Origin of the sequence: Halorubrum sp. SD626R (assembly GCF_001261915.1) — an archaeon.
In the GTDB taxonomy this organism is placed as follows: domain Archaea; phylum Halobacteriota; class Halobacteria; order Halobacteriales; family Haloferacaceae; genus Halorubrum.
On sequence record NZ_CVRT01000158.1, the window covers coordinates 1 to 12,523 of the forward strand.

9 protein-coding genes, 5 tRNA genes and 1 pseudogene are annotated in these 12,523 nt (G+C 70.1%); 9 read left to right on the plus strand and 6 right to left on the minus strand.

Annotated elements, in window-relative coordinates:
* The 3 genes from mutS to azf all read left to right on the plus strand — a co-directional run.
* On the plus strand, positions 1–2,654 hold a 2,654-nt coding region (gene mutS, locus SD626R_RS15785), incomplete at its 5' end, for a DNA mismatch repair protein MutS (RefSeq protein WP_141651442.1).
* Between the two features lie 72 nt (positions 2,655–2,726).
* A complete protein-coding gene (gene sepF, locus SD626R_RS15790) occupies positions 2,727–3,077 on the plus strand; it encodes a cell division protein SepF (protein ID WP_092567268.1) in 351 nt (116 codons plus the stop codon).
* Between the two features lie 153 nt (positions 3,078–3,230).
* Positions 3,231–4,121, plus strand: a complete 891-nt coding sequence (gene azf / locus SD626R_RS15795; RefSeq protein WP_092567269.1) for an NAD-dependent glucose-6-phosphate dehydrogenase Azf — start codon at positions 3,231–3,233, stop codon at positions 4,119–4,121.
* Positions 4,122–4,128: 7 nt separating this feature from the next.
* Here azf and SD626R_RS15800 read toward each other — a convergent pair whose 3' ends face one another.
* Entirely contained in the window at positions 4,129–4,827 is a 699-nt protein-coding gene (locus tag SD626R_RS15800) for a DUF309 domain-containing protein (protein WP_092567270.1), read from the minus strand.
* Between the two features lie 123 nt (positions 4,828–4,950).
* Here SD626R_RS15800 and SD626R_RS15805 point away from each other — a divergent pair, with 123 nt between their 5' ends.
* Positions 4,951–6,792, plus strand: coding sequence for a cation:proton antiporter domain-containing protein (locus tag SD626R_RS15805; RefSeq protein ID WP_092567276.1), 1,842 nt, complete (start codon positions 4,951–4,953; stop codon positions 6,790–6,792).
* A gap of 640 nt (positions 6,793–7,432) precedes the next feature.
* On the opposite strand, the gene SD626R_RS15810 is transcribed toward SD626R_RS15805, so the two are convergent.
* Positions 7,433–7,505, minus strand: a tRNA-Arg gene (locus SD626R_RS15810).
* Between the two features lie 290 nt (positions 7,506–7,795).
* On the opposite strand from SD626R_RS15810, the gene SD626R_RS15815 reads away from it, so the two are divergent.
* The 3 genes from SD626R_RS15815 (at position 7,796) to SD626R_RS15825 (ending at position 10,911) form a co-directional block, all read left to right on the plus strand.
* Positions 7,796–9,298: a single-stranded DNA binding protein gene (locus tag SD626R_RS15815; RefSeq protein ID WP_092567271.1), complete on the plus strand. Its 1,503-nt coding sequence runs from the start codon at positions 7,796–7,798 to the stop codon at positions 9,296–9,298.
* A 176-nt stretch (positions 9,299–9,474) separates the two neighbouring features.
* Entirely contained in the window at positions 9,475–9,906 is a 432-nt protein-coding gene (locus SD626R_RS15820) for a histone (protein WP_092567272.1), read from the plus strand.
* Positions 9,907–10,911 carry a histone deacetylase family protein gene (locus SD626R_RS15825; RefSeq protein ID WP_092567273.1) on the plus strand — a complete coding sequence of 335 codons (1,005 nt, stop codon included), beginning with the start codon at positions 9,907–9,909 and terminating at the stop codon, positions 10,909–10,911.
* Between the two features lie 202 nt (positions 10,912–11,113).
* Here SD626R_RS15825 and SD626R_RS15830 read toward each other — a convergent pair.
* The 4 genes from SD626R_RS15830 to SD626R_RS15845 form a co-directional block, all read right to left on the minus strand.
* Positions 11,114–11,186, minus strand: a tRNA-Asp gene (locus SD626R_RS15830).
* A gap of 30 nt (positions 11,187–11,216) precedes the next feature.
* Positions 11,217–11,289: transfer RNA gene (locus SD626R_RS15835), tRNA-Asp, on the minus strand.
* Between the two features lie 31 nt (positions 11,290–11,320).
* Positions 11,321–11,393: transfer RNA gene (locus SD626R_RS15840), tRNA-Asp, on the minus strand.
* 30 nt (positions 11,394–11,423) lie between these two features.
* Positions 11,424–11,496: transfer RNA gene (locus SD626R_RS15845), tRNA-Asp, on the minus strand.
* A 261-nt stretch (positions 11,497–11,757) separates the two neighbouring features.
* On the opposite strand from SD626R_RS15845, the gene SD626R_RS15850 reads away from it, so the two are divergent.
* Together SD626R_RS15850 and SD626R_RS15855 are read left to right on the plus strand one after the other, a co-directional pair.
* Positions 11,758–11,985: a DNA-directed RNA polymerase subunit H gene (locus SD626R_RS15850; protein ID WP_092567274.1), complete on the plus strand. Its 228-nt coding sequence runs from the start codon at positions 11,758–11,760 to the stop codon at positions 11,983–11,985.
* Positions 11,982–12,523 (plus strand): annotated as a pseudogene (locus SD626R_RS15855) (DNA-directed RNA polymerase subunit B''); the annotation flags it as partial. The gene SD626R_RS15850 and the pseudogene SD626R_RS15855, both read left to right, overlap by 4 nt.

The window sequence follows — 12,523 nt, forward strand, 5'->3', positions numbered from 1 at the left end:
AGTCCTCGCACGGCTCGTCGTACCCGATGGCGGGCGTCCCGCTCTCGGAGCTGACCCCCTACGTGAAGGCGCTCGTCGAGCGCGGCTACCGGGTCGCCGTCGCGGACCAGTACGAGACCGACGGCGGCCACGCCCGCGAGATCACGCGGGTCGTCACGCCCGGGACCCTCCTCGAAACCGCCGACGACGACGCGCGGTACCTCGCGGCGGTCGTCCGGGAGGGCGACGGGCGGGCCGCGGGCGCGTCGACGACCGGCGGCGCGGCGGCGACCGAGGGCGACGAGGCGGGCGGCCCCTACGGGCTCGCGCTCGCCGACGTCACCACGGGCCGGTTCCTCGTCACGGCGGTCGACGACGAGAGCGACCTCCGGGCCGAGCTGTACCGGTTCGACCCCGCGGAGGTGCTCCCCGGCCCCCGCGTTCGCAACGACGACCGGCTGCTCGGCGCGGTCCGCGAGGACCTGTCGGGGTCGGTCTCGCTGTTCGACGCGGAGGCGTTCGCGCCGGGGCGGGCGAAACACGCGGTCCGCGAGCAGTTCGGCCGGGAGACCGCCGACAGCGTCGGGATCGACTCCGACCTCGCGCTGCGCGCCGCCGGCGCGGTCCTCGGCTACGTGGAGGGGACGGGCGCGGGCGTGCTCGCGTCGATGACGCGGCTCACGGCGTACGGCGACGGCGACCACGTCGACGTCGACGCGACGACCCAGCGCAACCTCGAACTGACCGAGACGATGCGCGGCGAGGGGGAGGGGTCGCTGTTCGAGACGGTCGACCACACCGTCACCGCGGCCGGCGGCCGGCTCCTCCGGGAGTGGCTCACGCGACCGCGGCGGGACCGGGCGCGGCTCGACCGCCGGCTCGACGCCGTGGAGGCGCTGGCGTCGGCGGCGCTCGCGCGCGACCGCCTCCGAGAGACGCTCGGGGACGCGTACGACCTCGAACGGCTCGCCTCGCGGGCGACGAGCGGGAGCGCGGGCGCTCGGGAGCTCCTCTCGGTGCGCGACACCCTCGGGCTGGTGCCGGAGCTCGTCGACGCCGTCGAGGGGACCGCGCTCGCGGACTCGCCGATCGCTGAGACGCTGAACGGCCTCGACCGGGAGCGCGCGGGCGCGCTCCGCGGCGAGCTCGCCGACGCGCTCGCGGACGACCCGCCGAAGGCGAAGACGCAGGGGGGACTGCTCCGGGAGGGGTACGACGACGAGCTCGACGAGCTGATCGCGAGCCACGAGGAGGCGAAGGAGTGGCTCGACACGCTCGCGGAGCGGGAGAAGCGACGGCACGGGCTCAGTCACGTCACCGTCGACCGCAACAAGACGGACGGCTACTACATCCAGGTCGGGAAGTCGGTCGCCGACCGGGTCCCCGAGCATTACCGCGAGATCAAGACGCTGAAGAACTCCAAGCGGTTCGTCACCGACGAGCTCGAGGAGCGCGAGCGGGAGATCCTCCGGCTGGAGGAGGCCCGCGGGGAGCTGGAGTACGAGCTGTTCGAGGCGCTGCGCGAGCGCGTCGCCGGCGACGCCGAACTGCTCCAGGACGTCGGGCGCGTCGTCGCCGAGGTAGACGCGCTCGCGTCGCTGGCGACTCACGCCGCCGGCAACGACTGGACCCGCCCCGAGCTGACCGACGAGCGCCGGCTCGACGTCGAGGCCGGGCGCCACCCCGTCGTCGAGCGGACGACCGACTTCGTGCCGAACGACCTCCGGCTCGACGGGGAGCGCGGCTTCCTCATCGTCACCGGGCCGAACATGAGCGGGAAGTCGACGTACATGCGGCAGGCCGCCCTCATTCAGCTGCTCGCGCAGGCGGGCTCGTTCGTCCCCGCCCGCGCCGCCGAAGTGGGGCTCGTCGACGGGATCTACACCCGGGTGGGCGCGCTCGACGAGCTCGCGCAGGGGCGCTCGACGTTCATGGTCGAGATGCAGGAGCTGTCGAACATCCTCCACTCGGCGACCGAAGACTCCCTCGTGATCCTCGACGAGGTCGGTCGCGGCACGGCCACCTACGACGGGATCTCAATCGCGTGGGCCGCGACCGAATACCTCCACAACGAGGTTCGCGCGCGCACCCTCTTCGCCACCCACTACCACGAGCTGACGGCGCTCGCCGACCACCTCCCGCGCGTGGCGAACGTCCACGTCGCCGTCGACGAGCGCGACGGCGAGGTGACGTTCCTCCGGACGGTCCGTGACGGCCCGACGAACCGGTCGTACGGGGTCCACGTCGCCGACCTCGCGGGCGTCCCCGACCCGGTCGTCTCCCGCGCCGACGCGGTGATCGACCGGCTCCGCGAGGAGAAGGCGATCGAGGCGAAGGGGGGCGGGCGGGGCGGAGGCAGCGAGCGGGGCGACGCCGACGGCGACACGCGACAGGTCGTCTTCGACCTCTCGTCGGGGTCGTTCGCGGGGGATACCGGCGGCGACTCCGGAGCGACGACGACCGACGCCCCCGACCCCGACGGGGGGCGCAACGGAACGAGCCCGGAACCGGGAGCCGGCGGGTCGGCGGAGTCCGCGGCGACGACCGGCCGGCTCGATCCCAAGACCCGCGCCGTGCTCGCGGAGCTGAGCGACGTCGACGTCGCGGAGACCGCGCCGGTGGAGCTGCTGTCGCGGGTCCGGGAGTGGCAGGAGCGGCTCGACGAGGGCGACTGATCCCGCCGCGGACGGGGCGCGGCGAGAGCGTCTGACGTAAGAACTAATGTCCGACCTCGACGTGTACAGTGTATGGGTATTATGAGCAAGATCCTCGGCGGCGGCGGCAACCGCTCCGTCGACGACTACGTCGAGCTCGACATCGACGACTTCGCCGAGGCGCACGCCGAGACGGGAATGCAGGTGCACATCGCGGAGATCGGCGACCAGAGCGACGTCATCCCGATCAAGGACGCCGTCTACGACGGCGACTTCGTCATCGCCGACATCACCCGCCACTCCACGTCGGACCGGACGATCGAACACATCATCGACGAGCTGCGGCAGGTCGCTCAGGAGGTCGACGGCGACATCGTCCAGAAGGGCGACGACCAGATCGTCGTCACGCCGACGGGCGTCTCGGTCTCGCGGGAGAAGCTGTAGCCGGGACCCGCCCGGTTCTCGGTGTCGGCGCGTCCTCGCGGTCCCCTCATCTTCGCGCCGATGTTCCGGCGTTCAGGCGTCCTCCCCTCGTGACCGCCCGGTACGGGGTCGAACCGTGTGTTATATGCCCGTCTCCCGCCCACGTACGACCGAATGGACGAGCCGGTCCTGCTGACGGGCGCCGGCGGACGGGTGGGTCAGGCCATCCTCCGGGGCATCGGCGACGACTACGAGTGGCGGCTCCTCGACAGGGAGCCGCTCCCGGCGGCGAAGGTGCCCGACGGGGTCACCGACGCCGACCGGTACGTCGCGGACATCACCGACGGGCGGGCGGTCCGGGAGGCGATGCGGGGCGTCGGCGCCGTGATCCATCTCGCCGGCGACCCGCGGAAGACGGCGCCGTGGGACTCCGTGCTCCGCAACAACATCGACGGGACGCAGGTCGTGATGCGCGCGGCCGCCGAGGCCGGCGTCGAGCGGTTCGCGTTCGCCTCCTCGAACCACGCGGTCGGCGGCTACGAGACCGACGACCGCACGCCGGACCTGTACCGCCCGGACGACGGCTACCGCCTGGACGGCACCGAACTCCCCCGACCCGGAAACCTCTACGGCGTCTCGAAGGCGGCCGGCGAGGCGCTCGGTCGGCTGTACCACGACGAGCGCGGGATGAGCGTCGTCTGCGTCCGCATCGGGAACCTCACGAAGGACCACCCGCCCCGCGAGTACGAGCGCGGGCAGGCGATGTGGCTCTCGCACCGCGACTGCGCGCACCTGTTCGACAGGTGTCTGCAGGCCGACTACGGGTACGAGGTCGTCTACGGGATCTCCGACAACGACCGCCGCTACTACTCGATCGAGCGCGCCCGCGAGGCGCTCGGCTACGACCCCGCCGACAACTCCGCCGACTACACCTTCGAGGGCGAGCCGAAGGAGGGGGCCGCGACGGGCGACGAGGAGGGGGATTCCGACCGAACCGCCGCCGACGAGCCCCCCGCGGAGCCGAACTTCCCCCCGGACCCCGACACCCCGACCGACGGCGCCTGACGGGAGTTCAGAAGAGGTCGTCGACGTCGCGCCGCTTTCGCTCCGCCAGTTCCACGTGGTCCGCGAGCCGCGCGGCCACCTGCGGGCGGGCGTCGGGCTCGCGGAGGAACGCGAAGAGGAGCTCCGCGAACCGCGTCCGGCCGGTGCCGCGCTCCGCCCGCGCCAGCTCCGCCGCCGCCTCGAAGGTCGCCGGGTCACCGCGGTCGACCGCCTCGGCGAGCGCGGGCGCCGCGAGCAGCGCGGCCGGGAGCGTCAGGTCGTCGAACCCCGGCGCCGCGCCGTCGATCCGGATCGGCGGCGGACCGACGCGCTCGATCGTCTCGGGGTCGACTGCGAGCCGCCGACACCACTCCCGGACGATTGCGACATCGACCCCGCGGGCTCCGCCGTCGGCGCCGCGAGCCGTCCCGTCGTCGAACCCGGACAGGTACCGCTCGGCGTTTTCGGCGCACCCCGCCGCCCCCGACCAGTTTCGCTCGCTCGCGTGGTGGGTGGCCGCCGCGGCCGCGATCAGCCCGTGGAGCAGGCGCTCGTCGTCGCCCCCGTCGAGCGGGAGCCACGCCGCCTCCCACGGATCGTGGGCCGCGAGGACGTGCCTCTCGTTGAACAGGGCGGCGCCGGCGGAGAGGGCGGCCGAGACGGAGGGAGCGCTCTCGGGGGCGTTCCCGCCGTCGTCGTCCCGAACGCCCGAGTCGCGGTCGGTCATGCGCGGGTGTCGACGACGGCGACGTAAAAAGGGCGAGACGCTCGTCGACCGCGGACTCGGAGACCGGCCACCAGTACACTAAGGAGGGCGGCGCGCGTACGAACCGTAGACGTGTCCAGCCTGTTGCCGGTCATCGCGGCGATTCTCGTGTCGGGGCTCGTCGTCCAGTTGGTCGCTCACCGCCTGAAGGTACCGAGCGTCATCTTCTACCTCCTCATCGGGGTCGTGCTGGGGCCGGAGGTGCTGGGGCTCGTGACGCTGGAGACGTTCGGGAGCGGGCTGGAGATAATCGTCGGGATCAGCGTCGCAATCATCGTCTTCGAGGGGGCGTTCGCCCTGCGAGTCGACCGGATCCGGGGCGCGTCCACGGTGTCGCTGCGGCTGGTGACGGTCAGCGCCCTCGTGATGTTCCTCGGGACCGCGGTCGCGGTCCGGTTCCTCGAAGGAGCGAACTGGGAGATCGCGCTGCTGATCGGGGCGCTGCTCGTCGCGACCGGTCCCACCGTGATCACGCCGATACTCAACGTGGTCCGCGTCAGGGACCACGTCGCGACCGCGTTAGAGACCGAGGGGATCGTCAACGACGTGACGGCCGCGATCGTCGCCGTGGTGATCTTCGAGACGCTGCTGCTCGACGACCTCGGGGTCCCCGCGACCGTCTTCTCGTTCGTCGAGCGGCTCGGCGTCGGCGTGCTCTCGGGGGTGCTCGCGACGGTGGTGATCTACTACCTGCTGGAGAGCGATCTGGTCCCCGAGCGCGACGTGCAGGCGTCGCAGTTCCTCGTGTTGGCGGCGGCGGTCGGGGCGTTCGCGGCCGCCGAGGCCGTCGCCGCCGAGGCGGGCATCGCGGCGGCGGCGACGAGCGGGATCCTGCTCGGCAACCTCGACATCGAGAACCGAGAGGAGATCGAGCGGTTCGCGGAGAACACGACGCTCGTCGTCCTCTCGTTCGTCTTCATCTCGCTGGCCGCGCTGATCGACGTCGAGGCGATCCTGCAGCTCGGCCTCGGCGCGGTCGCGCTCATCCTCGTGATCATGCTCGTGCTCCGGCCGCTCGGGGCGCTGATCGCTACCGCCGGCGTCGAGCGGTTCACGCGGCCGGAGCGGCTGTTCATCGCGAGCGTGGGGCCGCGCGGGATCATCCCGGCAAGCGTGGCCACGCTGTTCGCCATCGAACTGGAGCTGGCGGGGAGCGTGGCGGCCGGCGAGCTTCTCGTCGGGACGGTGTTCGCCGTCATCTTCGCGACGGTCGCGGTCGAGGCCGGTCTCGCGCGACAGATCGGCGACTTCCTCGGAGTGTCACCAATGCGCACGATAATCATCGGCGGCGGCCGGGTCGGCCGGGCGCTCGCCACACGACTGGAGCGGCGGGGCGAGTACGTCGTCATCGTCGAGATCGACGACGAAGTGATCGAACGGGCGCGCTCGGAGGGGTTCACCGTCTACGACGGCGACGGCAGCGACACCGAGACGCTGCGCGGCGCAAGCATCGAGGACGCGAAGCGCGTGATCGCGGTGACCGGCGACGACGACATCAACCTCCTCACGTGTCAGCTCGCGATTACGAAATTCGACGTCGAGCCCGTGTACGCTCGGGTGAACGAGTCGGACAACCTCGACGCCTTCGAGAGCATCGGCGTGAAGGCGATCGACTCACCGACGGCGACGGCGGTGGCCATCGACGACGAGATCGAACGGCCGGCGATCACCCACTGGATGAACGAACTCGGCGACAGCCACGACGTACAGGAGGTGGAGGTGACCGCGGAGAACCTCGCCGGGAAGACGATCCGCGACCTCAACGCGCAGATCCCCGACGGCACCTTCGTCGCCGTCGTCAGCCGCGACGGCGAGAACCACGTGCCGTCGGCGGACAGCGTGCTGGAGTACGGCGATCACGTCACCTTCATCGGCGACTCGGACGCGGTCAAACGCGCGATGGAGCGGTTCCACCCGCACGACTAAGACGCCGATCGGGAGGCCCCGTCCGTTCGCGAAGCGAGGGCGAGGAGCGTCGGATCGGCGCTCGGTCGTTTATAAACGGTTTCCAGCGAGGGATCATTCATCAACCGCTTCGCCTATATATAAATTGTCGATGTTGGTGCAGTGAGTAGTTCTAAAACCCCAGTCGCTCGGTACTACGCGATCGGAGACTGTACGGTGAACACCTCCAAAGCCCCAGCCGTGAGGACAGCGCACGCTCGCTGCGCTCCTCAGTCAGTCGCTTCGCTCCCTCCTTGCGGTGCTTGTGTCGCCTGCGCTGTCCTCACGGCTGCCCCTTTGACTTTGAGTCCCGCCCCGCACCGCGACCGCACAGCACCTCACGCCTCCCCAGCCTCGTCGCTGGCGCGTTTCGCGCCAGCGACTCCCTCGCGCGTGCTCCTCGCGCCCGGTGGGCGCTCGGAGGCACGCGCCACCGCCCTTCTAAATCGTGAATGAATAGCGGGTAGAGTGTGGAATTCATGCACGGGTCGCAGTGCTTGCCGTTTGGTGTGTCTGAAAACGTCCTGACGGAGTCCTGCGCGAGCGAAGCGAGCGCAGGGCACGTCAGGACGCGAACGCCGAGGCAGGCGCTCCGCATCGCGGAGCGCCTGCGAGAAGTGAGCGTCCTGACGGAGATTTGAACTCCGGTCCCTGGCTCCGCAAGCCAAGAGGATAGTCCACTACCCTACCAGGACTCAAGCGAACGTACCGCGGTGGCACATAAGACGGTTACGGTCCGGAGGCCGCGTGGCGGAGGGTCGCACGCGACGCGGCAGGGGGGAGGCGATCGCGCGCGAATTGCACACCTTTTGTATCGAGGGGACCGAGGGACCGGTATGACCGAACCCCGATCCGCGGCGGTGACGCCGCGGAGCCGACGAGCGATCGCGTCTCGGAGCGGACCGGTGACGGGCGCGCGTTCGGCCGCGAAACCCCGGCAAGGACAACGCTTATCCGCGGACTCGACAACCGAGGAGGTACGCGTATGGGAGCCATAGAGGACGTCTACGAGGACCTCGACACCGACGTCGATTTCGAGGAGTTCGAGGCGGCCGTCGAGGACAAGGTCGAGCAGATGGGCGGGCTCGCCGATGAGGAGACGGCCGCCATGCTGATCGCCCACGAGCTGCGCGACGAGGAGGCCGACACGATCGCCGACATCGAGCCGGGGATGAACGAGGTGAAGTTCCTCGGGAAGGTGACCTCCATCGGCGAGGTCAAGACGTTCGAGCGCGACGACGAGGAGGCCGAGGAGGGACGCGTCTGTAACGTCGACGTCGCCGACGCCTCGGGCTCCGTCCGGGTCGCGCTCTGGGACGACATGGCCGCGGCGGCCGACGACGAGCTGGAGGTCGGCCAGGTGCTCCGCGTCATGGGCCGGCCGAAGGAGGGGTACAGCGGGCTGGAAGTGAGTGCCGACAAGGTCGAGCCCGACGAGGACGCCGAGGTCGACGTGCAGGTGCTCGACACCTACCGGGTCGAGGACCTCTCGCTCGGCGCCTCCGACGTCGACCTCGTCGGACAGGTGCTCGACACCGACTCGATCCGCACGTTCGACCGCGACGACGGCAGCGAGGGGCGCGTGGCGAACCTCACCGTCGGCGACGAGACCGGTCGCGTGCGCGTCACGCTGTGGGACGACAAGGCCGACCTCGCAGACGAGTTCGAGCCCGGCGAGGTCGTCGAGGTCGGCGACGGCTACGTCCGCGAGCGCGACGGCGACTTGGAGCTCCACGTCGGCGACCGCGGCACGGTCGAGCGCGTCGACGAGGACGTCGAGTACGTCCCCGAGACGACCGATATCGCCGACCTGGAGATCGGCGAGACGGTCGACGTCGGCGGGGGCGTCATCGAGACGGACCCGGTGCGCACCTTCGATCGCGACGACGGCAGCGAGGGACAGGTCCGGAACGTACGGATCAAAGACGACACCGGCGAGATCCGCGTCGCGCTGTGGGGCGACAAGGCCGACCGCGAAGTCGAGCTGGCGGACCGCGTCGTCTTCACCGACGTCGAGATCCAGGACGGCTGGCAGGACGACCTGGAGGCGTCCGCGAACTGGCGCTCGACGGTCACCGTCCTCGACGAGGGGAGCGACGCGGCGAGCGGGACCGCGGATGCCGCGTCGGGAGCCAGCGGCGGGAACGGGGACGGCGGCGACCAGCGCAACGGGGAGAGCACCGGGCTCGGGGCCTTCGCGGAAGACGGGCAGAAGGCGGCCGCCGAGGCCGTCGCGGGCGAGACCGGCGAGGGCGGAAGCGGCGCCGAGAACGCCGTATCCGGCGGGGACGGGGCCGCGGCGGCGGAGCAGTCGGCCGAGGACGTCGAGTTCACGGGCACCGTCGTGCAGACCGGCGACCCCGTCGTGTTGGACGACGGCCAGCAGACGAAGAGCGTCGAGACCGACGCCGGCCTCCGTCTCGGCGAGGAGGTCACCGTGCGGGGCGCGGAGCGCGACGGGACGATCCACGCGGACGACGTGTTCTGACCGTCGCGAGCGACGGTCGACCCGGTGACGGCGTTTCCGCGGCCGGTCGCGAGCGTCGCGTGGCCGGGCGGTGCTTCGGGCGAGAGCGACGCGTCGAGTCGCCGCGACGCCAGCGCTCGGACGCGGAGACGGCGGTAACGGAAAGCGTTATACCGTGCACGGACGCGACTGTGTGTATGAGTGTCGAGTTGCCGTTCGCGCCGGTCGACGGGATCATCCGGCGGAACGCCGGGGAGCTCCGCGTCAGCGCCGACGCCGCCGAGGAGCTGGCGCGCCGCATCCAGTCGCACGGCGCGGAGCTGGCGATCGACGCCGCCGAGCGGGCGACCGAGGACGGACGGAAGACGCTGATGGCGTCCGACTTCGGCGTCGAACAGGTGATCGCCCGCGAGGATCTCGCCCTCCCGGTCGCGCCCATCGACCGGATCGCGCGGCTCCGGATCGACGACCGCTACCGGGTCGGCGTCGACGCGCGGATCGCGCTTGCCGACATCTTAGAGGACTACGCCGACAACGTCGCCAGCGCGGCCGCGACGCTCGCGCGACACGCCGACCGACGGACCGTACAGGCCGAGGATATCGAGACGTACTTCGCGCTGTTCGAGTAGATGCGGTTCGGCTACAGCGAGCGGTGTCTCGCGCACGACACGGGGGAGCGACACCCGGAGAACCCGGACCGGCTGCGCGCGATCCGCCGCGGGCTCACCAAGCGCCACGGCGTCGAGTACGTCGAGGCGGACCCGGCGACCCGCGAGGCGGTCGTCGCCGTCCACGACGCGGCGTACGTGGACGAGCTCGAGGCGTTCGTCGACGACGGCGGCGGGAGTTGGGACCCCGACACCGTCGCGAGCGAGGGGACGTGGGACGCCGCGCTCACCGCCGCCGGCCTCGCGCAGTGGGCGGCCCAGTCGGCGCTCGACGGGGCCGACGGCCGGGACACCCCGTTCGCGCTCGGCCGCCCGCCGGGACACCACGCGGTGCCCGACGACGCGATGGGGTTCTGCTTCTTCAACAACGCCGCCGTCGCGGCCCAGACCGCCCTCGACGAGGGGGCCGCCGACCGGGTCGCGATCTTCGACTGGGACGTCCACCATGGAAACGGCACCCAGGACGTGTTCTACGACCGCGGCGACGTGCTCTACTCGTCGATCCACGAGGACGGGCTCTACCCGGACACCGGCGACCTCGAAGAGATCGGCCGCGACGACGGCGATGGGACCACGGTGAACCTCCCGCTCGGCGCCGGCGCCGGGGACGCCGATTACCGCTACGCCATCGACGAGGCGATCGGGCCGGCGATCGACCGGTTCGACCCCGACCTGCTGATCGTCTCCGCGGGGTTCGACGCCCACCGCCACGACCCGATCTCGCGGATGCGCGTCTCCTCGGAGGGGTACGCGATGATGACCGATCGGATCCGGTCGGTCGCCGACGACGCCGGCGCGGTCGAGGCCTACGTGCTGGAGGGCGGCTACGGGCTCGATACCCTCGCCGAGGGCGTCTCGATGGTTCACGAGACGTACGACGGCCGGACGCCGGTCACCGACGACGAGGAGCCGGACGCGAAGACGGAGTCGCTGGTGGCGGAGCTGCGGGAACTGCTCGACCTGTAGGTCGGGACGAGTGCAGCGTCCGCGTCGCTACTCGTTCGGTATGGCGTCAGTAAGCGCCCGGAGCGGGATTTGAACCTGAATCAGACGTGCTCGCTCCCGTCAGTCGCTGCGCGCGACTGATAGGGTTCAATCCTCTGACGCTTCGCTTTCGCGGAACTCACTCGTCGCTTCGCTCCTCGTTCGTTGTTGCGAAAGCGAAAGACGCCCGGAGCGGGATTTGAACCCGCGTCACGACCGTGACAGGGTCGTATGATGGGCCACTACACCATCCGGGCAAACAGCGACAGAAGCCCCGAAACGGGGGACGCCCGGAGCGGGATTTGAACCCGCGTCACGACCGTGACAGGGTCGTATGATGGGCCACTACACCATCCGGGCTTGCAGCGTCATTAGCTGCGAAAGCGAAAGACGCCCGGAGCGGGATTTGAACCCGCGTCACGACCGTGACAGGGTCGTATGATGGGCCACTACACCATCCGGGCAAACAGCGACAGAAGCCCCGAAACGGGGGACGCCCGGAGCGGGATTTGAACCCGCGTCACGACCGTGACAGGGTCGTATGATGGGCCACTACACCATCCGGGCTTGTCGCAGTCATTCGTACCCCTGTCTGGCAAATAAGGCTTGTCATCGCTGACGACGGTGGGGACGGGTAACAGGGGCGAGACGGTCGGCGCCGACCCGATATCGGCGGTAGCCTTTTGTATGATAGCCGCATGGGTGAGAGTATCGCACGCCCCGTCGTCGTGAGCCGCGCGCGGCGGAGCCGGTTGGCAAGTCTTATTGCGCTGGCGCCTGTAGCGATCTGTAGTATCTCGTGATAGCTTCTTTCAATAACCACCACCCATGGTAGACGTAAGCCAACACGAACTCGTTCCGGACCACGTCCTCCTCGACGACGACGAGGTCGACGAGGTCCTGGCCGAGTACGACGTGAAGCGGACGAACCTACCGAAGATCAAACGCACGGATCCCGCGCTCCCCGACGAGGCCGAGGTCGGCGACGTGGTGAAGATCGTTCGAAACTCCCGCACGACGGAGGAAGCCGTCGTGTACCGACTGGTCGTCTCATGAACAGGCAAGACCGACGCGTGGTCTCACGCGAGTACTTCTCGGACGAACGGCTCGCCGAACACCACTTCCGATCGTTCAACAACTTCCTGGACCGCGGCATGCAGGAGGTCGTCGACGAGAAGGAGACGATCGAGACCGACATCGGCGACAAGGAGGGCCAGGAGCCCGTCTACGTCGAGCTCGGCGACGTGCGGATGGTCACCCCGCGCGTCCGCGAGGCCGACGGCTCCGAGGAGCTGCTGTACCCCCAGGAGGCCCGCCTCCGGAACATCACCTACTCGGCGCCCGTCTTCATGGAGATGTCCATCGTGCGCGGCGGCGAGGACGAGCCCGAGCAGGTCGTCGACACGACCGAGACCAAGGTCGGCCGGATGCCGATCATGGTCGGCTCGGACAAGTGTAACATGGCGGGCTTCTCCGACGAGGAGCTCATCGACATCGGCGAGGACCCGGTCGACCCCGGCGGCTACTTCATCGTCAACGGCTCCGAGCGCGTGCTGATGACCTCGGAGGACCTGGCGCCGAACAAGATCCTCGC